Annotated in this window: 17 protein-coding genes, 2 tRNA genes and 1 riboswitch; of the genes, 14 read left to right on the top strand and 5 right to left on the bottom strand. The window is 46.7% G+C overall.

What is annotated here, in order from left to right; all coding sequences use genetic code 11:
- The first annotated feature begins 46 nt into the window (after window positions 1-46).
- A riboswitch (NiCo riboswitch) is annotated at window positions 47-146 on the top strand.
- Between the two features lie 77 nt (window positions 147-223).
- The 8 genes from LKD36_RS12575 to LKD36_RS12540 all read left to right on the top strand — a co-directional run bounded on the left by LKD36_RS12575 (window position 224) and on the right by LKD36_RS12540 (window position 12,687).
- Window positions 224-1,171 (top strand): cation diffusion facilitator family transporter, encoded by a 948-nt coding sequence (locus LKD36_RS12575; protein WP_308459782.1) that lies wholly within the window; start codon window positions 224-226, stop codon window positions 1,169-1,171.
- Window positions 1,172-1,196: 25 nt separating this feature from the next.
- Window positions 1,197-1,415 carry a hypothetical protein gene (locus LKD36_RS12570; protein ID WP_308459781.1) on the top strand — a complete coding sequence of 73 codons (219 nt, stop codon included), beginning with the start codon at window positions 1,197-1,199 and terminating at the stop codon, window positions 1,413-1,415.
- A 249-nt stretch (window positions 1,416-1,664) separates the two neighbouring features.
- A complete protein-coding gene (locus tag LKD36_RS12565; protein ID WP_308459780.1) occupies window positions 1,665-9,098 on the top strand; it encodes a SpaA isopeptide-forming pilin-related protein in 7,434 nt (2,477 codons plus the stop codon).
- A 71-nt stretch (window positions 9,099-9,169) separates the two neighbouring features.
- A complete protein-coding gene (locus tag LKD36_RS12560) occupies window positions 9,170-10,012 on the top strand; it encodes a TrmH family RNA methyltransferase (RefSeq protein ID WP_308459779.1) in 843 nt (280 codons plus the stop codon).
- A gap of 2 nt (window positions 10,013-10,014) precedes the next feature.
- The gene (locus LKD36_RS12555; RefSeq protein WP_308459778.1) at window positions 10,015-10,455 is read left to right on the top strand and encodes a hypothetical protein; all 441 of its coding nucleotides are present in this window, start codon (window positions 10,015-10,017) and stop codon (window positions 10,453-10,455) included.
- 95 nt (window positions 10,456-10,550) lie between these two features.
- Window positions 10,551-10,880 carry a PadR family transcriptional regulator gene (locus tag LKD36_RS12550; protein ID WP_118770871.1) on the top strand — a complete coding sequence of 110 codons (330 nt, stop codon included), beginning with the start codon at window positions 10,551-10,553 and terminating at the stop codon, window positions 10,878-10,880.
- A 2-nt stretch (window positions 10,881-10,882) separates the two neighbouring features.
- Window positions 10,883-12,217 carry an FtsW/RodA/SpoVE family cell cycle protein gene (locus tag LKD36_RS12545; protein ID WP_308459777.1) on the top strand — a complete coding sequence of 445 codons (1,335 nt, stop codon included), beginning with the start codon at window positions 10,883-10,885 and terminating at the stop codon, window positions 12,215-12,217.
- Window positions 12,218-12,255: 38 nt separating this feature from the next.
- Window positions 12,256-12,687 (top strand): hypothetical protein, encoded by a 432-nt coding sequence (locus LKD36_RS12540; protein ID WP_118770869.1) that lies wholly within the window; start codon window positions 12,256-12,258, stop codon window positions 12,685-12,687.
- 76 nt (window positions 12,688-12,763) lie between these two features.
- Here LKD36_RS12540 and LKD36_RS12535 read toward each other — a convergent pair whose 3' ends face one another.
- Complete coding sequence (locus tag LKD36_RS12535; RefSeq protein ID WP_308459776.1) at window positions 12,764-14,155, bottom strand: alanine/glycine:cation symporter family protein; 1,392 nt, start codon at window positions 14,153-14,155, stop codon at window positions 12,764-12,766.
- A 148-nt stretch (window positions 14,156-14,303) separates the two neighbouring features.
- On the opposite strand from LKD36_RS12535, the gene pepV reads away from it, so the two are divergent.
- The 4 genes from pepV to LKD36_RS12515 are packed head-to-tail and all read left to right on the top strand — an operon-like array spanning window position 14,304 to window position 19,427.
- Entirely contained in the window at window positions 14,304-15,674 is a 1,371-nt protein-coding gene (pepV, locus tag LKD36_RS12530; RefSeq protein ID WP_308459775.1) for a dipeptidase PepV, read from the top strand.
- Between the two features lie 54 nt (window positions 15,675-15,728).
- On the top strand, window positions 15,729-16,823 hold the full coding sequence (locus tag LKD36_RS12525) for a dipeptide epimerase (protein WP_118770866.1): 1,095 nt from the start codon (window positions 15,729-15,731) through the stop codon (window positions 16,821-16,823).
- Between the two features lie 27 nt (window positions 16,824-16,850).
- Entirely contained in the window at window positions 16,851-18,032 is a 1,182-nt protein-coding gene (locus LKD36_RS12520) for a DUF819 family protein (RefSeq protein ID WP_118770865.1), read from the top strand.
- Window positions 18,033-18,050: 18 nt separating this feature from the next.
- Window positions 18,051-19,427, top strand: a complete 1,377-nt coding sequence (locus LKD36_RS12515; RefSeq protein ID WP_118770864.1) for a transglutaminase-like domain-containing protein — start codon at window positions 18,051-18,053, stop codon at window positions 19,425-19,427.
- Window positions 19,428-19,479: 52 nt separating this feature from the next.
- Here the strand turns inward: LKD36_RS12515 and LKD36_RS12510 are convergent.
- The 3 genes from LKD36_RS12510 to spoIIID form a co-directional block, all read right to left on the bottom strand.
- Window positions 19,480-19,553: transfer RNA gene (locus LKD36_RS12510), tRNA-Met, on the bottom strand.
- Between the two features lie 20 nt (window positions 19,554-19,573).
- Window positions 19,574-19,646, bottom strand: a tRNA-Val gene (locus tag LKD36_RS12505).
- Window positions 19,647-19,713: 67 nt separating this feature from the next.
- Window positions 19,714-19,968 (bottom strand): sporulation transcriptional regulator SpoIIID, encoded by a 255-nt coding sequence (spoIIID, locus tag LKD36_RS12500; RefSeq protein WP_118770863.1) that lies wholly within the window; start codon window positions 19,966-19,968, stop codon window positions 19,714-19,716.
- A 183-nt stretch (window positions 19,969-20,151) separates the two neighbouring features.
- On the opposite strand from spoIIID, the gene sstT reads away from it, so the two are divergent.
- Window positions 20,152-21,375: a serine/threonine transporter SstT gene (sstT, locus tag LKD36_RS12495; RefSeq protein ID WP_308459774.1), complete on the top strand. Its 1,224-nt coding sequence runs from the start codon at window positions 20,152-20,154 to the stop codon at window positions 21,373-21,375.
- 134 nt (window positions 21,376-21,509) lie between these two features.
- Window positions 21,510-23,087, top strand: a complete 1,578-nt coding sequence (gene guaA, locus LKD36_RS12490; RefSeq protein WP_118770861.1) for a glutamine-hydrolyzing GMP synthase — start codon at window positions 21,510-21,512, stop codon at window positions 23,085-23,087.
- Between the two features lie 225 nt (window positions 23,088-23,312).
- On the opposite strand, the gene LKD36_RS12485 is transcribed toward guaA, so the two are convergent.
- Complete coding sequence (locus LKD36_RS12485) at window positions 23,313-23,846, bottom strand: helix-turn-helix domain-containing protein (protein ID WP_308459773.1); 534 nt, start codon at window positions 23,844-23,846, stop codon at window positions 23,313-23,315.
- Window positions 23,847-24,124: the final 278 nt, after the last annotated feature.

Below are 24,124 nucleotides of genomic sequence, written 5' to 3'. Positions count from 1 at the left end.
AAATTCTCTTTGCACTGCATTACATTCGAACGAGGATGCGAGATCAACAGTACAAACTGAGCAGGCGATGCCGAAAGAGGCGTGGGGCCGGGCCGCAGATGCGGCAGCAGATATGAGCGAATCAGAGACATATCTGTGGGACAGTGTATGTTCCGCAGGTATGTCTTTTTCTGTCTTTGGCGGGAATACTCTTACCTGAATGTGTATTAAGGAGGTCCTAGTTATGGAACACACGGTAAATAATGAAGCAAAACAAACAATGTCAGAAGAAAACAAAATTGCCATGAAAGTATCGGGAATCAGTATTTTGGTTAATCTGATTCTCTCGGTCCTCAAATTGATCGCCGGTATTGTGGCGCATTCAGGAGCCATGATTTCCGATGCGGTACATTCAGCATCAGATGTGGGGAGTACCCTGATCGTAATTGTGGGTGTGAAACTGTCCGGTAAAAAATCGGACCAGGAGCACCAGTATGGACATGAGAGAATGGAATGCGTATCATCTATTATTCTCTCCGGCCTGCTGCTTGCTACCGGCCTTGGAATCGGTTTGAGCGGCGTGGAAAATATTATGAAAAGTACATCCGGCGCAGCCATTGCCATTCCGGGTATGCTGGCTCTGGCAGCAGCAGTGATATCTGTCGTTGTCAAAGAGTGGATGTTCTGGTATACTCGTGGAGCAGCCAGAAAAATTAATTCCGGAGCGTTGATGGCAGATGCATGGCATCATCGTTCAGATGCAATGTCTTCTGTCGGCGCATTTATCGGTATCCTCGGAGCACGGATGGGATTTCCGATTCTCGATCCGCTGGCCAGTGTAGTGATCTGTGTCCTGATCGCAAAAGCATCTGTGGACATTTTCAGGGATGCCATTGATAAAATGGTGGACCATTCCTGCGATGAGCATACAGAAGAAAAGATGAGAGAGACGATTCTTAATGTGGATGGAGTGAAGCGAGTTGATCTTCTCCAGACACGTCTCTTTGGTTCCAAAGTATATGTGGATATTGAGATTGCTACAGATGGAAACCTGTCATTAAATGAAGCTCACGATATTGCAGAAAAAGTTCACCATAAGATTGAACAGGACTTTGCAGACGTGAAACATTGTATGGTACATGTGAATCCGGTAGATGACTGCATCGAACAAAGAGTGAACGTACAGGCATAAGACACAAAGGCAGGAGGAAGTTCGTATGTGGACACTTATTTTTCTTCTATTAATGATTGCAGTTTTTGGAAAACTGATCTTTTTTGCGGTGAAAATGACATGGGGAGTTACGAAAATTCTGTTTACCCTCGTATTTTTTCCGCTGATTCTTATAGGACTAGTGATGGCAGGACTTATGTATATTGCACTGCCGATTTTGCTGGTTGTGGGAATCATTACATGGTTTGTGAAGACTGTGTTTTAAAGAAAACCGTCATATCAATTCAGATATGGCGGTTTTTGTTGACAATGGGTAATACGCAGAGTATAATGAAAAAGAATCAATTGTCAATGAATAGTCGACGGGGGTTCCCCGGTGAGGCAGTATTCTCGCTGCAGCATTCTATTCCCATTACATGAAAATGAATACGGCATCTCGAAAGGGGGAGATACCCTTGTAAAAATTTGCAGAAAACAGACGAAGGGGATTAAGAAATAAGGAGAAAGTTTGTTTATGAAGTGGAAAGAGATCAGACGGAGAGCAGGCGCGCTTCTTCTTAGTGTTGCCATTTTTGCGGGAAGTGTACCAATGGGAGGGTATGCTGCGGAAGAGCAGGTGCTGGAAGAATTGCAGGAAATAAGTGATGAAGCATCGGATGAAGAAATAATAACAATTCCGGAAGAGGGAGAGGTGGAAACACCGGGTACGGAGATAGAAGAATCTGGAGAGGATGAGAACACTTCGACAGAAAATGAATCTGGCGAGGGATCAGAGGAGACACCTGAGCCAGAATCGGAGGAATCAGAACCAGAGGAATCGGAACCGGAGGAATCAGAACCAGAGGAATCAGAACCAGAGGAATCAGAACCAGAGGAATCGGAACCAGAGGAATCAGAACCAGAGGAATTGGAACCGGAGGAGGCAGAATCGGAGCAGCCGGACGACGGCCAGTATCATTTTCAGGAAGGAGATGCGGCCAGCGTGGCAGTCTGGAGAGATCAATATCTTCCAAATGGTTATGAAGATCTTTATGCGCTTGATGAGGCCTGGTGGGAAAATCTCTATGATTATGAACGGGATCTGGCAGAGTTTTTAAAAGGCTGCATTGTGGATTTCTCGAAAGAGATTTATATTGACGAGAGTCTGGAAGAGAGCACGCAAGTGCTGGAATCTGGAGTCAGTCCGGAGGATTATTTTGCAGGAACGATTTATGAAGGACTGTCACTTGATGATCTGTACCGGCTGGAAAACTGTGGAATGGGCTATGATGATCTCTATGAATTCTGGATGGGAGCCTGTGCAGGGGAAGAGAGTGATCTTTATCTGCAGTATCTGGAAGAGGAGGAAGCACCATCGGAGAAGCTGCAGGTGCTGGCAGAACTGACAGAAAAAATCGCACCAGTCAATGAGATGCTTTATACACCTGCCAACGGGGATCAGGTGAGCAAGATGTCCGTATCGGCTACCGGATATTCCGGTACCAGTCATGGGACGATCTACAAGTTGACACTTGGTGAGCAGCCGGCCATGTGCCTGAGTATGGGAAAATCGGCCAGGAGTACTTATCTCTATAAAGCAGATACCGGCACCTATGAAAAAGGAGACGACGGTATTGGTTTTATTACATACTCTTATGGAAGACTGGGAGGCGTAAATTATGTGTGTGCACAGGTTGCATTGTGGCTTTATCAAAAATCTGCAGGATATTCTAAAAGTGCAGTGACAGAACGTGCGGCAGCAATGTTAAACACATCCGGCATGGATGGGGATGATCTGGACCGATACACGACACTGGTGTGGAATATTTATTCCGGTGCACAGAATCGGACACACAGCTACTATATTTTCCATTCTGATAATTCTAATTCACAGGTCGTATCGACCTCAACATTACCCAAGACTTACATTTATTCCGACGGAGGCAGCAGCGGCGGAGAAACTGGCGGAGAGACCGGAGGCGGAGAAGAAAGCCGTGAATATGAGACAGGCAGCACTTCAGCCAGTGTATCTGACAGTGTGACAGTACAGGCGCAGGTGACTGTGACCAAGTATGATGGTTTGACAAATGAGGTGCTGGCAGGCGCTCAGATCCGGATCAACGGGAAAACCTATGGAACCGGCACAGATGGAATGGTCACACATACGGAAGAAGAGACTCATAAAGCAAGTGCGGAAGGTTCCACCTATACATATGTAAAAGACTGGGATTCGCTGGACGCAGAGCAGAGGGCAGATGCAGACAGCAAAGGCTACTATCACAGTAAGGAGGAAGCAAAAAAAGCGTCCAGAGAAGAAGCGGATAAAAAGGTGCAGGATGAGCTGGATGACTGGAAAGATAGCTGGAAAAAGAAATTTACGGCAGAAGAGACGGCATCTCCCTATGGATACTGCAATAATCCGGAAAATAGCTGGGAGGTGACTGTAAAGAATAAAAAAAGTAAGGAGCATGATTTCTACAATAAACCGTGGGAAGCATGGATTCGTGTGACCAAGCACGATTCTGTAACCGGACAGAGCGACGCGTCCCTGGCGGATGCGGAGTTTTCTGTTTATGAATATCAGAAAGAGACAGGCTCTTATGAACCGTATCATTATGAGGATCGGAAGCTTATGACAGACAGGGAAGATGGAACTTATGAAGTGGGTCCGTTGTATTACAATCCATCTAATGAAGGACGGTTTATGATTCTGGAGACCCGGTCTCCCTATGGTTATACCATTGACCGGAAGACCAACCGGTTTTTCATTCAGATTACAGGAGAACAGACGATCATGCTGACGGAAGGCAATGCATACAATCAGGCAGGAACATATCCGGCGGCTTCTGACGCTCCGGCAGATCTGAAGGCTTATAATGAACCGTGGAAAATCAAAATTCGGGCAGATAAAAGAGATGAGGATACCGGAAAGAAATTGTCGGAAGTCGTATTCCGGATTCTGCGATACAACCGGCTGACGAAGGACTATGAGGAGACCACCGGTTATCAGCCAAAGGATATTTCCGTAAAAGAACAGGTGGACGGCACTTATTTAAGTGACTGGATCTACTGGAATGAACAGAATCGGGGAAAATTTTATCTGGTGGAAAAGCAGGCGCGGAAAGGATATTTCGGAGCATGGAAGGATCGACTGTCAGAACTGATTACCGGACATCCGGCCGGCTGGACAGATGATGATGCACAAGGAAAGACCGTCTACTATTTTGAGATCACCGGTTCCCGGACAGAAGAAGGGGAGCAGGAGGAATACTGCAATCTGAAGACGCTGACGGCGTCGGCAGGGGAGCATGGAACGATCATCAATGAACGCACGAAAGGAAAAGTGACCGTTCAGAAATATGATACGGAATCCGAGAGCATGCAGGTGCAGGGAGATGCTGCACTGGAAGGCGCTGTCTATGAACTGCGGGCAGCCGAAGATATCATTCATGCAGACGGGCATACAGGAGTCATTTACCGGAAAGGTGATCTGGTCAGAACCGGAATCATCGGAAAGAATGGGATGTTTTCTTTTGATCAGATTGAACTTGGCAAATATACACTGAAAGAAGTGAAAGCCAGTGAGGGATATATGCTGGATGAGACCACGTATTTTCTGACTTTTACCTGGGATGATGAGACACAGAGAGTGATTCTTCGTGATGAGACAGCCCGTTCAGACCGTAATACTCTGACGATGGATGATGCGGATTCCGGGCATGAGAAGATCTATACCGGTGATTATGTGCAGAAGAAAGCATTTTCGCTCATAAAGACGTCGGACAATCAGTACCAGACCGAACTGATTCCGGTGAAAAATGCAGGATTTACGGTATATCTGGTCTCGGAACTTGCAGGGGTAAGAAACAGGCATCTACAGCCGGAAAACGGAAAGACCTGGTCGGCAGATGATATCCGACAATTTTATGATTATGATTTTACCGGTGAGCGTGCGGCAACGGTTTATAAGAGAAGTATGGAGACCTGGACGGAAGGCGATCGGAGATGGCTTGCCAGCGTGTCAGGTGGAAACGCGAATGAATACCTGGTAAAAGAGATGTTTACTGATGAAAAAGGGGCACTTGTTTCGCCGGAACTGCCATTTGGCACATATGTGGTTGTAGAGACTACGACACCCGAAAATCATGAGATGGCACGGCCATTTTTTGTACGGATTACAGACGACGGCGGTGTCTGCTATACAGACAGTACGAGACAGGTGATGAAAGAAGTCTTCAGTGAGGCAAGAGATATCCGCTTCGGAGACCATCAAAATGCGTCTATTTACAAAGACACGGGAGTATATCGGGCAAATGCAGTGGAAGGACGTATTCCGCAGGAAACCAGATATATTTCCAATAACAGGACAGAGACCTATATCCGGCTGGTAAAGACAGATACAGACTTCATGGCACCGGATGGAACGCTTCTGACTCCGGAAGAGATGGTGAAGGGGACCGTGTTGAAGGAGGGGGCTTCTTATCGAATAAAAGCCACACTGGATCAGAGAGAATATGAGCTGCTTCTGAAAAATGGCTGGAAACAGGATAGAGATGGTTATATCTGGTATTACGAACCGGCATCCCGTAAAAAGTATGGGACAGTTGACTGTCCGTTTACTCCGACGCTGCTCAAGAATGCGCAGGGGAAAATTGTGGACTGCTATCTCACAATTCCGGCAAAACTGCCGACCGGTTCCTATGAACTGACAGAACTGACTGCACCGGAAGGCTATGTACAGAACGGAGCTGAGCAGCGATTGGCTGATACCAGTGAAGATCGCCTGCTCAGTTATCGAATTGAGACAGCGGAAAAGAGATCCATCCGTTTTGTGATTGACAATGCAACGGTTTATCCGGATGGACAGATGGGAAATAACCGCTATACACTGATGGATCAGTATGGAAATCTGATCTGCACAGTCTGCCAGGATAATCAGGAACAGAAAGGAATTCTGGAACTGATCAAACACGGTGAAAAGCTGTATGGGGCTTCAGACAGGGAAGGAACTGCGTTGAAAGAGAAGATCAGCACATCTCATTTTCGCCGAATCTGGAATGCAGCAGAGTATGAGGTCAGAGATCAGGTATTTGAATATCAGGATGCCCCCATTGAGGGAGCCGTGTTTGAGGTGTATGCAGCGGAAGACATCTATACCCAGGAACTGGACCGCAGACTTTTGGAAGAATATGGGGTAGATACGGATGCTTACCTTGTATGGCATCAGGATGAGAAGATTGCGACCCTGACTACAGACAGAACAGGTTATGCTTATCTTGCAGATCTCTATATTGGTTCTTACTATATCCGGGAAGTGACTGCAGGCGATGGATTTGTTCTGAATCCAGAAGTACAGTATTTCTCCATTACCCCACAGGAGCAGACTGTGAACTTTGAGTGGGTGAGCAGCGATTATGTCAATGCACGTCAGAAGATCCGCATGGGAGTGGAGAAGACAGATGTGGAGACGAAAGAGCCTTTGGCAGGAGCAGTCTACGGCCTGTACAACCGGGCGGATATTTACAGTTATATTAAGGAAAATCCGGATAAAACCGTGCCAGATTACCGTCATGTCCAGACTGTCTTTCATTATGTCAATCAGGATGAGGGAAGGCTTCTGATTCCGGCGAATACGCTGATTGCTACGGCTGTGACGGATGAAGAAGGCCGGGCGGTATTTACGGAAGACCTGCCGCTTGGCCAGTATTACATTCGGGAGCTGGAGGCGCCGACAGGTTATACTACCACGGATCAGATGGTGGAAGTGGATGCTTCTTATGAAGGAGAGTCTGGCTCCCAGGAAGTGGAGATACAGGATCACACAAATATCCGATATGAAAATCAGAAGACAAAGCATATCTTTGTCAAATCAGATATCGTCTCTGGCGTGACTATTCCAGGTGCTTATCTGGAAATCTGGGAAATTCTTGTGGATGAACACGGAAATCTTCGGAAGCAGGCAGATGGTTCCTGGATGCTGGCGGAGAAACCGTCTGCCAGCTGGGTGTCAAAGGCAGCCGGGGAAGAACTGCATTATTTCTATGAGAAAGACGGATATTATATGGAGCTTGCCTCACCGGAAGAACTGCCGGAAGGTGAGACGCTGCTTACGAAAGAAGGACATCTGATTGAGAAACTGGAGGTCGGAAAACAGTATGTACTTCGTGAGACACTGGCACCGGAAAACTATGTGGGATATGAGGCTTCTTCGGAGGAAACCAAAGAGGCAAACCGGGAACTGAATCCGGCCACGGAAGAAGTCCGTTTTCTGGTGGAAAATGATAACCTCGTTGCAGAGCACAATTTGAAGAACCAGCGGACGGTGGGAAGCTTCTCTGTGACCAAAGAGGGAGAATTTTTTACCGGAATCCGTCAGAACCTGCTGAAGATGATTTTTCAGTATCTGTTTGGCCGTGTGGAGCAGGCACAGTTTGATGTATTTGTACGGGATGATATTTTTACACCGGATGGAACCGGACGTTATGCAGAATGGACCAACAGCGAGGGCGAGACATTGAAACTTAAAAAAGATGTGAAGATAGAGACTGTCAAGACAGACAGGACGGGAATCGCATCGGTGAAAAATCTGCCGCTTGGAAGTTATTATATCCGGGAAGTGAAAGCCGGTGATGGAAGTTTTCTTTTAAATCCGGAGGTGAAAGACGTGGTACTTGTCTATGAAGGACAGGAAGTGCCGGTTGTCTGGGCGGAAGACACGCCATATATCAATGAACGGCAGAAGGTGTCCATCAAACTTGTAAAATACAGTGATAAAAATCTGCCGGTAGAAGGTGCGGTTTTCGGACTTTTTGCTGAGGAAGATCTGTATGGTTATGTGATCAGCGGAGAACGGGTGGTGACACCGTATGAAGAACCGATGATCCCAAAAGATCAGCTTCTGGAAACAGTGATCAGTGACTCTGACGGTCAGGTTCTTTTTGAGGCAGATCTGCCCTGCGGATATTATTATGTGGAGGAACTCTGTCCGGCAAGCGGATATCTTCAGAATCCGGAACGGTATCATTTCGATGCTTCTTATACCGGGCAGGATGGGGAAGAAGTGCTTGTATTCCGTCAGGAAGTAAGAAATACACAGACTTCCGTGTCTGTGAGCAAACGAGATCTGACGAATGGGGAAGAACTGGAAGGATCAGAGCTTGCGGTTATCGAAAAAGAAACAGGAAAAATAGTGGATGCCTGGATCTCAGATAAGAAACTGCACGAGATCCGGGGACTAAAACTGACCGGTGAGCAGGAACACATATATCTTTTAAGAGAAATACGTCCGACAGATGGTTATGTGACAGCAGAGGAAATTCCATTCCGGCTGATACAGAAGACAGACGGGGATGGAGAATGGCTTCAGGAGTGGACGGTGCAGATTCAGAAAACTGCAGGTGGCATCACGTACTGGAAGGATCTGGATGCACATCAGATTATTATGGAAGATGATATTACCCGGGTGGAAATAAGAAAGACAGAAAGTGACGGAAAGACGTTTCTGGCAGGCGCAGAGCTTGTACTGCTTCGGGAAGATGGAAGCGAGGCGGTATCGTTTATTACGCATGTGGAAGAAAGCTTTTATATGGAAAAGCTACCGATTGGCCACTATATTCTGAAAGAACGTTCTGCTCCGGATGGATATGAGATCGCGGAACCAATGGAAATTGTAGTGAAGGACACAGGGGAAAAGCAGGTCTTTGTGCTGATTAATGAGTTATTACCGGAATCTGAGCAAGCGCAGCCGGAAGAACAGCCGGAAGAGTCGAAATCTGAGCAGAAACCAGGGACGAAACATTCTGACGGAAAAACTGAGCAGGAAATTCCGGTCAGTACACCGGAGCAGATCGAATCGGCACATACCGGTGATGCTGTATTTCCCATACTGTTGCTGGCGCTTGTCTGCGTATCTATGGCAAGTTTTGGCATCGGAGTTGCGGTTTATGACTGGAGACGCAGAAGAAAATAAAGCAAAGTAGCGATTCTGCGGCAGGTATGCTATACTGGGAATATCAGTGAATGAAGAACAGGAGAGTATATATGCCGCAGATTATAGAGATTACCGATTTTTCTGCACCGGAGCTGGATGTCTATGCGAGACTTCGGGAAACACAGCTTTTGAATCGTCATGAGCCGGAGAATGGGATTTTTATTGCAGAGAGTCCAAGAGTGATCGAACGGGCGTTGGATGCAGGCTGTATTCCGCTTTCATTTCTGGCGGAGAAAAAGCATGTGGAGACAGAGGCGAAGGAACTGATTGCGCGCTGCGGCGAGGTACCGGTCTATGTGGCGGAGTTTGATGTGCTGACTCAGATTACCGGCTACAAACTGACCAGGGGAATGCTGTGTGCCATGAGACGACCGCCGCTTCGTACACCTGCGGAAGTATGTACAGGTGCAAGAAGAATTGCCATTTTGGAAAATGTCGTGAATCCTACCAATGTGGGAGCTATCTTCAGATCAGCGGCAGCTCTTAATATGGATGCGGTTCTCTTAACGCCTGACTGCAGTGATCCGTTGTACCGCCGGGCAATCAGAGTCAGTATGGGAACGGTTTTTCAGATCCCATGGGCATTTCTGGATGAGCAGATGCTGTGGCCGGAGGATGGTATCGCATTCTTGAGAGAGCAGGGATTCAAAAACGTTGCCATGGCGCTTCGGAATGATACCGTGAATATTGACGACCCGGTTCTTCAGAAGGAAGAAAAACTGGCCATCATTCTGGGAACAGAAGGAGAAGGACTTCTCACGGAGACTATAGATGGCTGCGATTATACTGTAAAAATTCCCATGTCACATGGGGTGGATTCCCTGAATGTAGCGGCGGCCAGCGCAGTGGCATTCTGGGAGCTTGGAAAGCATAACAGTACTGGAGGAGAATAACGGTGAAGAATACAACATATGGAAAAAAATATGGGAAAAAAACTGCAAAACCGACTGTGAAGAACAATGCGCCGAAAGGTCCGCAGATGCCGAAAGAATGGCTGTATCTGGCAGAAGATGAGATTACACCGGCTCAGATTTATGGGCTTTTCGCAGAGGAGAAGAGCTGGAAGGCAGAATACTGGGAAGAAGCGGAGGTAGTGGAGATTGAACTTCCGGAGGCAGGCTCCGTGGATATGGAGAACCTTGGCGGTGCTTCAGAAGATGAAGCCATGGAAGCTTATATGAAAGATCGCAGTCTTCATACAGCCTATGCTGTGACGATTCGCCCGGATGATTTTGAAGAGGCAAAAAAGGTAATGGAATATATCAGCAGCCATCTGGGTGGTTATTTCTGCGGGGATACGGATGATTTTCAGCCGGAGATCCAGGCAGAAGGATAATTTTTATGAAAAACAATTGACATATATAGATTGTCGATATACTATATAGTTAATCTATATATAGATAAACTATATAATGACAGGAGGATCCTATTATGGCAATTGACAGAAGTCTGGTGTCCGGAAGTATGGGGATGCTGATATTGAGACTGCTTTCAGAAAAAGACATGTATGGGTATGAGATGATTGATACGCTGAAGAAACGTTCAGAAAATGTATTTGAGCTGAAAGCGGGAACGCTGTATCCACTGCTTCACGGTCTGGAAGAAAAACAGTTCCTCAATTCCTATGAGCAGGAAGTGCTGGGGAAAGTCCGGAAATATTATCAGATTACTCCGGAAGGCAGAAAGCATCTGGAGCAGAAAAAAGAGGAGTGGAAGGAATATTCAAAAGCAGTCGGCAATGTTCTGGCGATGGAGGTGTAAACATGAGAATGGATGAATACCTCAGAACAGTGACAGAACAGGTGCGCTGCAGCAAGATACATGATTCCATTGCGGAAGAATTAAAAGACCATATTCTTGATCAGGCCGAAGCCTTTGAAGAAGAAGGAACGGATCACGAACAGGCGTTGGAGCTTGCAGTCCGGGAAATGGGCGATCCTGTGGAAACTGGTGTGGCGCTGGACCGGATTCATCGGCCCCATATGTCGGTGGAGATGCTGGTACTGGTCAGCCTGATCAGTGTGTTGAGTCTTGTGTTCTATGGAGCCATGCTATTCCTCGCAGGAGATAATTCCATAAATGGAATGGAGTACTGGTTTCATCAGCAGGTGAAATATACCGTGACCGGATTTTTGCTGATGATTCTGGTCTGCCGGATTGATTACAGTGTTCTTGGTAAATGGAGCAGACAGATTGCAGGTGGAATTCTCCTTTTTATTCTGCTGTCACTGGTTACGGGAGTACAGGTATATGGGAGAATCTATGGCCTGCGGGTCGGGCCGGTGATGATTCCGACCTTTGGAATGATCTGGCTGTATGTTCCTGCGTATGCTGCGGTACTGTACACCTACAGAGGAAGAAGTTATAAAGGACTTACAGGACTTCTGATCTGGACATTGCTGCCGGTATTTCTGGTGCTTCGGCTTCCAGGACTGAATCAGGCAGTGATGCTTCTGTTTATCTGTCTGTTATTGTTCTCCATTGCAGTAGGAAAGGGCTGGTATCAGGTCAGTCCGAGGAAAATGCTGGCAGCTGTATGGGGAATGATGATACTGGCTCCGGCGATGATGCTCGGAACGGGAATGCTTGCAGAATATCAGGTAAAGAGATTACAGGCATGGCTTGGATATGGTGAGCCAAGTTATGCTGCGCAGACTGCATATGAGTGTCTCAGAACAAGCCGGTTACTGGGAGCTTCAGGGAATCATGTCTGGCAGAAACTGCCGGGATGGAACAGTGAGTACATTCTCGTAAGTCTGACTTCCGCCTATGGATTACTGGCGGCGGTGACAGCAGTGGCATTACTTCTGCTTCTGTGGGTGAAAATGTTCCACATATCTTCTCATCAGAAAAATCAGCTGGGGATGATGGTCGGTTATGGCTGTAGTATGGTGCTTTTAGCTCAGTCAGGACTGGTGCTTGCCATGAACCTGGGATTGCTTCCGTCTGCAGCCATTACCATTCCCTTCTTTTCCGCAGGCGGCAGTAATATGGTCAGTTCTTATATCCTGACCGGGCTGGTGCTCAGCATTTATCGATATAAGGACATCCTACCGGGGAATCCGGTAAAACGAATGCATCCGGCATCTGCGGAATAAGGCGCAGAAGTGCCGCAGAATCTGGAGGAAAAATATTCATGATGACAGTGGAAGAGTTGAAAAAAGAAGGAGCCATTTATTTTGAAAAAGTGACGGATGGCATGCAGCAGTATGAAAATCAGATTATCCGGATGAATGCATTTCAGGCGGTGGATAAATTTATGGAAATGTGGGAAATGCTCGGCTGCAAAAATATGTATGTGGATTTCTACTATTTTACATTGCCGGAGCAGGCACGGCAGCAGATCGATACGGTGCTGACGTATCAGGAATTAGAATACATCCATCAGATGGAGCATGAAGAAGGACAGGTACTGTTCCCTGTTAATGAAATTTTACTTTCTATTTGTGCAAAGCTGAATGCAACGGAGATGCTGTTCTGTACCATCTATATGACAGGGGATTACCCGAGCACCTGGTGGGGCAATTACGGCGGCGAATACGTGGTATTCACGGAAAAAGAAGCGTAAGAATTTAAAAATATAAAAATATGACCCGGAAGACGAAGTTCAAGTCTTCCGGGTCTTGTATTATTTCATAATTGTTTTACGGATTTTCCTGTGCAAAATACGCTTTGGTCAGTTTAACTACCGTTCCGGATAACAGGAACAGGGCAATCAGGTTCGGAATGGCCATAAGACCGTTAAAGGTCTCGGCAATGTTCCACATGAGTCCCAGATCAGCCGTAGCACCGAGGATAGCGACCAGGGAGTAGACAACCATGAATGGTTTGGTGACCTTGCTGGAGAACAGAAATTCAATACAGCGTGCACCATAAAGTCCCCATCCGAGAATAGTAGAGAATGCAAAACAGCACATGGCAACAGCGGTAAAGATGGATACCCAGTTACCATATGTGGCGGTAAAGCCCTGAATGGTCAGTTCGGCTCCAGCCGCCTGGCCGTAAGGAATGGATACCTGGCTGCAGAGAATGACCAGAGCGGTCAGGGTACAGATCAGGATGGTATCCGTGAATACCTCAAAGATACCGAACATTCCCTGCTTTACAGGTTTTCTGGTATCGGCACATGCATGGGCAATGGATCCGGTACCAAGACCAGCCTCATTGGAGAAAATTCCTCTGGAAACACCCTTTTTCATACTAAGGAACAGACTTCCCACGACACCACCGGTGATTGCGGAAGGATGGAACGCACCTTCAATAATGGAAGCAAATACACTCGGAACTACATGAAGGTTGAGAAGAATTACACCAAGAGCCAGTACGATATAAAGCAGTGCCATGAATGGAACCAGTTTTTCGGTCACCTGACCGATTCGTTTGATGCCGCCTAACAGAATCATGGCAATCATGATGGTGATGACGATGCCAATGATCAGATTGGAAGTGGAAATCTGGTCCGGTTTCAGCAGACCATAGTTGGTCAGGGCAGAATTGATGGCAGTGGTAATCGTATTAACCTGGGTTGCATTTCCGGTACCGAAGACCGTCAGTACACCGAATGCGGCAAAAAGATATGCAAGCCAGTGCCAGCATTTGGGCAGTCCGTTCTTAATATAGTACATAGGTCCGCCAACCAGCTCTCCATCCGCATTGGTTTCGCGGAACTGGACTGCCAGGGTAACTTCAGAAAATTTGGTACACATACCGAGCAGGGCAGAAACCCACATCCAGAAGACTGCGCCCGGACCACCGATGGCAAGCGCGCCGGCAACTCCGGCAATATTTCCGGTGCCGACGGTGGCAGCCAGAGCGGTGCAGACCGCCTGAAAGGGAGTAATGGCGCCGTCCGAAGCATCCTTTTTGCGGAACATTCGTCCGATGGTCGTCCGGATGGCATATGGAAACTTCCGAATCTGGAGAAATCCGGTTCGGATACTTAAATACAGACCTACACCGATGATGCAGACCATGGCCGGAACACCCCAGATGAAGTTGTTGACGGCTGTATTTATGGTTTCAATGGCATTTAACATAAAAACAGTCCTTTCTTTCGTAAATATTCACAATCATATCACAGAATATGAAAAAGTGAAAGTATAGGTTGACGAAAGTATAAAAAAAGCATAAAATTTCTGGTATAACTTGTATACAAGAATACAAGGAAACACGGGAGGACGGAGGATGGAATTACAGGAAGCAGTGAAAGGGTATGAAGAACAGCTGCTGAAAAGCCTTCAGGAAAGCATCCGGATCCGAAGCGTACAGGGAGAAGCATCCGAGCAGTATCCATATGGAAAAGGAGTGCAGGACTGTCTGGATCATGCACTGAAAACGGCGGAAGCACTTGGCTTTGCAACCATAGATTTGGATCATCAGATGGGCTGGTGCGAGTATGGCGAAGGAGAAGAGATGGTAGCCGTTCTGGGACATCTGGATGTGGTGCCGGAAGGGGACGGATGGAGTTTTGATCCTTTTGGTGGTGAGATTCGTGACGGAAAAGTCTTTGGCCGGGGAGCCATGGATGATAAAGGACCAACCATTGCCGCACTGTATGCGCTGGCGGCGCTCCGGGACAGCGGGTTTCCTATTCGAAGAAGAATTCGTCTTCTGTTCGGAACTAATGAGGAGACCGGTTCCAACGATATGAAATATTACCGAAGCCACGGCGGTGAGATTCCGGTTATGGGATTTACGCCGGACGGTGAGTACCCGGTGATTAACGGGGAAAAGGGTCTGATCAATGTGAACTTTTCCAGAAATTACACACAGGATGGAGATGTCCGAATTCTGGAGATTCACGGAGGTTCGGCACCGAATGTCGTACCTGCGGAGGCAAAGGCAAAAGTTGTCTGCCCGGCAGAACTGGCTGCTTCTTTATTAAAGAAGTCGGATGACCGGATTCAGTATGAGAAGACGGAGGAGGGTGTTCAGATCACCGCAGCCGGACTTAGCGCGCACGGCGCAACACCAGAGCTGGGCGTGAATGCCATCGGATTATTGCTGGAAGCGCTGTGTGAGCTGCCGCTTTCTGAAGAAGCAGATCGGTGGGTGCGGTTCCTGGAAGAAAAGATTGGATTGGAGACAAAGGGAACTTCTCTTGGTATTGAGATGGCCGATGAGATTTCCGGAAATTTGTCCCTGAATCTGGGGACGCTGGAAGGGGATGACCACAGCGCGGCACTGGAGATTAATTACCGGTATCCGGTGACCAAATCTTATGAGGACTGTGCCCAAATTCTGGAGCAGGCATTTGCGGATGCCGGATTTACAAAGACCGGGGAGCGGCATAAGAAGAGTTTGTATGTGCCGGAAGAAAGCGAACTGGTTCAGACACTGCTGGGGGTATATGCAGATCATACGGGACTTGAACCCATACCAAAGTCCATCGGCGGCGGTACTTATGCGAAGGCAATTCCCAATATCGTAGCGTTCGGCCCGATCTTTCCGGGGGATGAAGTCCGGGAACATAAGCCGGATGAGTTTATCGAAGTGGAGAAGCTCATGAAAAATGCACAGATCATTGCGGAGGCCATGTACCGGCTGGCAAAATAGAGAGATCCTTTTGCAGCAGCGAAAGATCAATATAGAGAATGGAGAGGAAGAGACATGAAGATTACAGAAGTTCGTCTGGGTAAGATATCAGTCCCGTTACGGGTTCCTTTTAAAACTGCCCTGCGAAGTGTCGACAGTGTGGAGGACGTCGTTGTTGAGATCCACACGGACACGGGACACACCGGATATGGCGAGGCACCGCCTACGGGAGCCATTACCGGAGATACGACAGGGGCTATTATCGGAGCTATCCAGGATCACATTGCAAAAAGTATTATCGGTATGGATGTGGATGATTTTGAGGATGTACTGCAGAAAGTACAGAAATGTGTGGTAAAAAACAGTTCCGCCAAAGCGGCTGTGGACATTGCACTGTGGGATCTGTATGGACAGCTGTATAAGATTCCGGTGTATAAACTTATGGGCGGCGCAAGAAAGAATATTGTGACCGATATCACCATCAGTGTCAATGATCCGGAAACCATGGCAGCCGATGCCATCAATGCGATTCAGCGCGGTTATGACTGCCTGAAAATCAAAGTCGGTGTGAACCCGAAGCTGGATATCGACCGTCTGGCAGCAGTCAGAAAAGCAGTCGGTGATGATGTCTGCATCCGAATTGATGCCAACACAGCGTGGGAGCCAAAAGAGGCAGTCCGCATTCTGAATGGCATGCAGGAGAAAGGTCTTCAGATTGAGCTGGTAGAGCAGCCGGTAAAAGCTCATGATCTGGAAGGCCTGAAATATGTAACGGAGAACAGTTATGTTCCGGTACTGGCAGATGAGAGTGTCTTCTCGCCGGAGGATGCGGTAAAGATCATGCAGATGCGTGCGGCAGATCTGGTCAATATTAAATTGATGAAATGCGGCGGTCTTTACAATGCACTGAAGATTGTGTCCGCGGCTGAAGTTTATGGCGTAGAGTGCATGCTGGGCTGCATGCTGGAAGCAAAGATTTCTGTCAACGCAGCAGTGGAACTGGCCTGTGCGAAGAAAATTATTACCAAAATCGATCTGGACGGTCCGGTGCTCTGCAGCGAAGACCCGATTATCGGCGGTGCAGTATTTAATGAGAAAAATATTACCGTATCCGATGAACCGGGACTTGGCATCAAGGGAATTGAACCGGGCAAGATTCAGTATCTGTAAACCAACATAATAAAAGGGGGAAATGTTATGGTTATTACAAATGGTTTTACCTATCTGGCAGTCCTGATGTTTATCGCAGGCGGTCTTCTGGCTCTTCAGAAATATGCAAAATGGAAAGTATTTAATGTAGTTCCGCCTCTGGTATGGATCTATGTGCTGAACATGATTTTCTGTACTGCAGGACTTTACAGCTCCGATGCATGCAGCGCTGCTTACAGTGCATTAAAGAACAACATTCTTTATGCCATGATCTTTGTTATGCTGCTTCGTTGCGATTTCCGCAAGCTGGCAAAACTGTCCGGCCGTATGATTGCTATCTTCCTGGGATGCTCCTTTACCATCGGTATTGGATTTATCATCGGCTATCCGATTTTCAAAGGATTCCTCGGTGCAGATACCTGGGGTGCTACCGCAGCGCTCTATGCTTCCTGGGTAGGCGGAAGTGCCAACATGGCTGCTATGCAGGATGCACTGCCGGTTGATGCAGGTGCTTACGGATGTGCGCTGGCACTGGATACGGTGTGCTATTCTTTGTGGATTGCCCTTCTTCTTCTGATGGTTCGTTACTCCAACAAATGGGATAATGCAGTTAAGGCGGATACTTCCAAACTGAAAGCAGTGGCAGAGGCTGCCAATGCGGAAGTCGCAAAAGAAAAACAGCATGCATCCTATGCAGACTGGATTTTCCTTATCGGTATTTCCCTGGCAGTCTCCGCACTGGCACAGTGGGTTGGCGCAGCCATGCAGGGCGGTCTTTCCGGTGCAGGACTTGCGATGTTTGATAAAGGAACCTGTACAACTGTATTTGTAACCGTACTTGGTCTGATCTGTGCTATGACACCGCTTGGAAAACTTCCGGCAGTGGAGGAACTTTCCAACGTTTACCTGTATGCAGTCGTATCCCTGCTGGCATCTGTTGCAACACTTACTGATCTGGTATCCGCTCCGATGTGGGTGGTATTTGGTATTTTTGTACTGATCGTTCATGTAGTGCTTATGTTCCTGCTCTCTAAAGTATTCCACTGGGATCTCTGCATGTGCTCCACCGCATCTGTTGCAAACATTGGTGGATCTGCATCTGCACCGATCATTGCGTGTGCATATCATGAGTCTTATGCAGGTATCGGAGTTCTGATGGGAGTGCTGGGAGCTGCTCTCGGAAACTTCTTCGGACTTGGAATGGGAGCTATTTTACATCTCTTTGTATAAGATATGTGAGGAAGACGAATGAATATTAATCATACATTTCAGTATCTGCAGATGGGGCTGCCGGAAAGAATTAATCGGAAGAAATTATTCGGTGATTTTGAGGGCGCCCTGCAGGATATGGAAAGTTATCTTTTAACGCCGGACCTCCCGGATGCCATGAGACATTGTCTTACGACAGAAGCGGAGATGCTCCGGCGTCTTCCTTCTGATTTTCCATATACCAGAGAGGAAGCCCTTGCCGTTGCCAGGAAAGAAGTTCCTGATTTTTCGGAGGAAGAATTTGATCAGCTGGAACGGAAGTTTCGGATCCGCTGGATCTATCAGAATGGAGAAAAGCGGTATTTTGACCGGTTCTTTGAAAATCTATGCAGGACCGATCCGGAGATGGCCGGACGGGCCGGAAAAGAGACCGCTCCTCGAAATGGACGGTATTTTCAGGAAGCGATAGAGGCTATGCACCGGGATGGAAAAGCAGAAAAACGTTTTTACTGCAGATCCTCAGTGCAGTTAAAGGATGAGGGTTTTCGAAAAGGAGCGGTAGTGCGGGCTTATCTTCCCATTCCCTGTGCCTGCGATTCCCAGACGGAAATTCGTATTGAAAAAGTGACACCGGTTCCCATGTATATTTCTCCTGAAAATGCACCGCAAAGAGTGGTATTCTGGGAAGAAACTATGGAGAAAAATCACCCCTTTGAAGTAGAATTTTCCTATATAAGAACAGCAGTTTATAAAGAATTGTTCGCAAATCCGGAAAAAACGTCTGTTTTCGTACCGGAGTCAGAAAAACAATGGCTTCGGGAACAGGCACCACATATTCTGTTTACGCCCTATATTCGTGAATTGATGCGGACGCTTGGAGATGGTGCAGAGACGCCTCTTGAAAAAGCAAGACGGTTTTATGATTTTGTGACAATGAAAGTTCGGTATTCCTTTATGCCAGCCTATTTCAGCCAGGAATCCATTGCGGAAAACTGTGCCAGAAATCTGACTGGAGACTGTGGCGTACAGACGCTGTTATTTATTACCCTGTGCCGGTGTGCCGGCATTCCGGCAAAATGGGAGAGCGGCTGGGCAGCCGAGCCGGGCTTTTGCGGTGCCCATGACTGGGCAAGATTTTATGTGGAACCTTACGGCTGGCTTTATGCAGATGTTTCCTATGGAGGAGACGCAGCACAGCGCGGAGATGAAAAACGCAGAGTTCATTATTTTGGAAATCTGGATCCTTACCGGATGACGGCCAACACGGAATTTCAGGCAGATTTTGATGTATCTAAGGATGGCTGGAGGGCAGATCCTTATGACAATCAGGTGGGAGAGATGGAGCTTGATGGCAGGGGACTTCAGTACAGTGAATTTATAAGGAAAAAAGAAGTGCTGGAATGCAGTGACCTTTAAATACTTAGAGAAACGAAAAAGACCGGAAGCAAACTGCTTTCGGTCTTCTTAGTAGCGAGAGGGGGATTCGAACCCTCGACACCACGGGTATGAACCGTGTGCTCTAGCCAACTGAGCTATCTCGCCATATGAAATTGCATAAATGATGGGGCCTATAGGGCTCGAACCTATGACCCTCTGCTTGTAAGGCAGATGCTCTCCCAGCTGAGCTAAGACCCCATGCAAGCAATCTCAATGTGCTCAATCAAGACTGCTTGTATATTATATAGCTATTTCTATAAAAATGTCAATACTTTTTTTGAAGATATTTTTTCCTTGTAGCAAGTCCGCCTCGAATATGGCGTTCTGATTTGTTGATGTCCAGCACTTTACGGACTTCAGCGGCCAGCGAGGCATTGATTTCGTTCATACGTTCCACGCAGTCTTTGTGAACCGTGGATTTGCTCACTCCGAAATTCTGGGCAGTCTGCCGTACAGTGGCATTGTTGGCAATAATATAATTGGCGATGGCCACAGCTCGCTCTTCAATATATTCTTTCAAAGAAAACCCCCGGATTTAACTGTTTTTACAATTTATGCAGAGGGAATAAGGAGTATTACAGAAAGACATTTTATACAGAATTGTCCGCGAGAAAAAAACATTTGTACTTTTAAACGCTATTGTGTATACTTGAAATATCCGCGTGAACAAATAGCGGAATACAAGAGAGAAAGAAGAGTCGTTATGAAGAAGATTTACGAAGCATGGACCAGTGTAAGCCTGGTAAAACGAATCGTGGCAGGCCTGGTTCTTGGTGCTGTCCTTGGGATGGCATGCCCATCCGCAACTGGAATCGCATTGTTTGGAGATGTATTTGTTGGAGCATTGAAAGCGGTTGCGCCGCTCCTTGTATTTTTCCTGATTATCAGTTCCTTATGCCACTCCGGAAAAAGCCACGGAGGTGTCATTAAAACCGTTATTATTCTGTATATGTTCAGCACATTTCTGGCAGCACTGGTTGCGGTGATTGCATCCTTTGCATTTCCGGTAACCCTGACTCTGGCAGATGCAGCAACGGACCTGTCTGCACCGCAGGGAATCGCAGAAGTGATGAAATCCCTGCTGATGAACATTGTCAGTAATCCAGTAGCTTCTATTATCAATGCAAATTATATTGGTATCCTTGCATGGGCTGTTTTGTTTGGAATCGGCTTAAGAGGAGCAAAAGAAGAGACCAAGAAAATGTTCGATGACATTTCCAATGGCCTTTCAAAAGTTGTTACCTGGATCGTCAGCTTTGCACCGCTTGGTATTATGGGACTGGTATTTAACACGGTATCTACCAACGGACTTTCCATTTTTACCGAATATGGAAAACTGTTGCTGGTACTGGTAGGCTCCATGCTGTTTATTTATTTTGTCAGCAATCCGGTTCTGGTATTCTGGTGTATCCGTCAGAATCCGTTTCCGCTTATTTTCAGATGCCTGAAGAAGAGTGCAATCACGGCATTCTTTACCAGAAGCTCTGCAGCAAATATTCCGATTAATATGGAAGCATGCGAGGAGATGGGACTTGATAAAGATACTTACTCCGTAACAATCCCGCTGGGAGCAACCATCAATATGGATGGTGCAGCTATTACGATTACCGTTATGGCACTGGCAACTGCACATACGCTGGGAATTGCGGTGGATATTCCGAGTGCAGTTATTTTGAGTGTGCTGGCAACCCTGGCTGCCTGCGGAGCATCTGGTGTGGCAGGCGGTTCCCTGCTTCTGATTCCGATGGCATGCTCACTGTTCGGTATTCCGAATGATATTGCCATGCAGGTAGTTGGTGTCGGATTTATCATCGGAGTCATTCAGGACTCTGTGGAAACCGCACTGAATTCCTCATCTGACCTGCTGTTATCTGCATCTGCAGAGTTTAGACAGTGGAGAAAAGAAGGAAAAGAAATCCGTTTTTAAATGGCACTGTGAAGCGTTGGGATCCGACATTTTTATTTCTTCGATCATTGGATAAAATTCGGTTTTGGGGTTGTCAGAAAATATCCCATAATCTATAATAAGGACAATTGAGAGAAATTAGGAGGAAAAGCGGATTGAACAGAGAAATGGTGATCGTTCTCGATTTCGGTGGACAGTACAACCAGCTTGTGGCAAGACGTGTCAGAGAGTGTAATGTATACTGTGAGATTTATTCTTACAGAACTGATATTGAGAAAATCAAGGCAATGAATCCGAAGGGAATTATCCTGACAGGAGGACCGAACAGTTGTTATGAGCCGGATTCACCGACTTATACAGAGGAGCTGTTTAAACTGGGAGTTCCGGTACTTGGTCTCTGCTATGGTGCACAGCTTATGTCTCATGTACTTGGCGGAAAAGTAGAGCGTGCAGAGGTAAGAGAATACGGTAAGACAGAAGTAATCATTGACAAAAAGGACTCCAAGGTGTTTGAGGGAGTATCCCCGAAGACGATCTGCTGGATGAGTCATTTTGATTATATTTCAAAAATTGCTCCGGGATTTGAGATTTCTGCTCATACGGCAGACTGTCCGGTAGCGGCTGCTGAAAATGAGGCTGAAAAACTGTATGCAATTCAGTTTCACCCGGAAGTACTCCATACAGCAGAAGGCACGAAGATGATCAATAACTTCGTGAAAAATGTCTGCGGATGTGCCGGAGACTGGAAGATGGATGCATTCGTAGAACATACGGTAAAAGAGATTCGTGAGAAAGTCGGCGATGGCCGCGTACTGTTGGCTTTATCTGGTGGTGTGGATTCTTCCGTAGCAGCAGGTCTTCTTTCCAGAGCAATTGGAAAACAGCTGACCTGTGTATTTGTAGATCATGGTCTTCTTCGTAAAGATGAAGGAGATGAGGTAGAGAACGTATTCGGACCGAATGGTCAGTTCGACCTGAACTTTATCCGTGTCAATGCACAGGAGAGATATTACAAGAAGCTGGCAGGTGTTACCGAGCCGGAAGCAAAACGTAAGATCATCGGCGAAGAGTTCATTCGTATCTTTGAGGAAGAAGCAAAGAAGATTGGTGCCGTTGACTTCCTGGCACAGGGAACTATTTATCCGGACGTGGTAGAGAGTGGTCTTGGCGGAGAATCTGCGGTGATCAAATCTCATCATAATGTAGGCGGTCTTCCGGATTTCGTAGACTTTAAGGAGATCATCGAGCCACTCCGCGATCTGTTCAAGGATGAAGTCCGCAAAGCCGGACTGGAGCTTGGCATTCCGGAGAAGCTGGTATTCCGTCAGCCATTCCCGGGACCGGGACTTGGTATTCGTATTATCGGCGAAGTAACAGCGGAGAAAGTACGGATCGTACAGGATGCAGACTATATTTATCGTGATGAAGTAGATAAGGCTGCCGCAGCCTATAAGGAAGAGCATGGCGAGAACCCGAAATGGCTGCCGAATCAGTATTTTGCAGCTCTGACCAATATGCGTTCCGTAGGCGTTATGGGTGACGAGAGAACCTATGACTATGCAGTGGCACTGCGCGCAGTCAATACCATTGACTTCATGACCGCAGAAGCAGCAGAGATTCCATTTGCAGTATTGCAGGGTGTCATGAGCAGAATTATTAATGAAGTACGTGGAGTGAACAGAGTATTCTATGATCTGACCAGTAAGCCACCTGGAACGATTGAATTTGAATAATTTGAAATGCTTTAAGAACCCAGTATTTATGCGGGTTTGCAGCACTTCAAGAAGTCTTTTGATAACAAATTGATAACAGTTGCATGAGAGCCATTATTCTTGTAATCCAGTGGTTTTAGGGTTAGAGAATGATGACAGGTGGTTGTGTAACAAATAAATCCATATTATAAACGAAGCCCTTAGCTGTGGGTATAAAACTCATGGCTAAGGGCTTTTTTGTCGTCTTTATTTATCTGGTTTGAGTTTGTCTTGGAACATTTTGACCAGAGCGTCGCCAAGTGCCTGCGATGGGACTTTCGCCCATGTTTGCGTGGTATCAAACTCCGGGTAGTGGTAACGCCACTCATCGTATTTGTCTTTACTGATCTCTTCAGAAGATAGCTTGTCAGCCTGCTCTTTCCAGGCATACAGCATTTTCCGGAGTTCGTGAGCGTCTTTGCCTTTGGAAGTTTCGACTTTCAGACAGATTTCTCCGTTTGATTCACTGACAGTCAGACCGTACAAATCTTCAAGGGTAAATAAAGTGTGCATCAGTCCGATATTGCTGTCAATGTCAGGCACATCGAGGGCATGAGGGGAAACATCTAGAGCCTGTGCCAGTGCAGCAGTAAGTTCCGCTTTCGGTTTTCTTGTTCCAGCTTCGTATTGTGCTAAACGTACATCGGCACTTCGCTCAGGAAAGCCGACAATCGTACCAAGATATTTTTGTGTCATCCCACGCAGAATGCGGAAAAAATGTATTCTCTCTCCAATTGCCATAACGTGTCCACTCCTTGTATGTATTTTACAATGAGTATAGCAGATATGTTTAAGAGAAGTCAAGATAATGCAAAACAAAAAAGTTTAATGTTTTCCGAAAAGCCACTTGACACAAGCAAATATGCTTAGTATAATAAGTTCAAAATTAAGCAAATAAGTTTAATAAAAAACAAAATGACCGTCCGAACAGTATAAACCGCCAAGACCTTGCCAGAAAGCAAGCGAGCACCTGACATATTACGATATATCGGGACAGCACAGTGCCGAACAGGGAATAC

Origin of the sequence: Hominiventricola filiformis (assembly GCF_020686965.1) — a bacterium.
Lineage (GTDB): Bacteria > Bacillota > Clostridia > Lachnospirales > Lachnospiraceae > Hominiventricola > Hominiventricola filiformis.
The sequence above is the reverse complement of the archived record's forward strand: the minus strand, read 5'-3'. Positions and strand labels throughout refer to the sequence as shown.

Coding starts and splice junctions, on each gene's coding strand:
- LKD36_RS12550 (WP_118770871.1), top strand. CDS start 10,551: ATGGCAATTGACAGAAGTCTGGTGTCCGGAAGTATGGGGATGCTGATA.
- LKD36_RS12535 (WP_308459776.1), bottom strand. CDS start 14,155: ATGTTAAATGCCATTGAAACCATAAATACAGCCGTCAACAACTTCATC.
- LKD36_RS12540 (WP_118770869.1), top strand. CDS start 12,256: ATGATGACAGTGGAAGAGTTGAAAAAAGAAGGAGCCATTTATTTTGAA.
- LKD36_RS12545 (WP_308459777.1), top strand. CDS start 10,883: ATGAGAATGGATGAATACCTCAGAACAGTGACAGAACAGGTGCGCTGC.
- sstT (WP_308459774.1), top strand. CDS start 20,152: ATGAAGAAGATTTACGAAGCATGGACCAGTGTAAGCCTGGTAAAACGA.
- LKD36_RS12570 (WP_308459781.1), top strand. CDS start 1,197: ATGTGGACACTTATTTTTCTTCTATTAATGATTGCAGTTTTTGGAAAA.
- LKD36_RS12565 (WP_308459780.1), top strand. CDS start 1,665: ATGAAGTGGAAAGAGATCAGACGGAGAGCAGGCGCGCTTCTTCTTAGT.
- LKD36_RS12515 (WP_118770864.1), top strand. CDS start 18,051: ATGAATATTAATCATACATTTCAGTATCTGCAGATGGGGCTGCCGGAA.
- pepV (WP_308459775.1), top strand. CDS start 14,304: ATGGAATTACAGGAAGCAGTGAAAGGGTATGAAGAACAGCTGCTGAAA.
- LKD36_RS12525 (WP_118770866.1), top strand. CDS start 15,729: ATGAAGATTACAGAAGTTCGTCTGGGTAAGATATCAGTCCCGTTACGG.
- LKD36_RS12575 (WP_308459782.1), top strand. CDS start 224: ATGGAACACACGGTAAATAATGAAGCAAAACAAACAATGTCAGAAGAA.
- LKD36_RS12560 (WP_308459779.1), top strand. CDS start 9,170: ATGCCGCAGATTATAGAGATTACCGATTTTTCTGCACCGGAGCTGGAT.
- LKD36_RS12485 (WP_308459773.1), bottom strand. CDS start 23,846: ATGGCAATTGGAGAGAGAATACATTTTTTCCGCATTCTGCGTGGGATG.
- LKD36_RS12520 (WP_118770865.1), top strand. CDS start 16,851: ATGGTTATTACAAATGGTTTTACCTATCTGGCAGTCCTGATGTTTATC.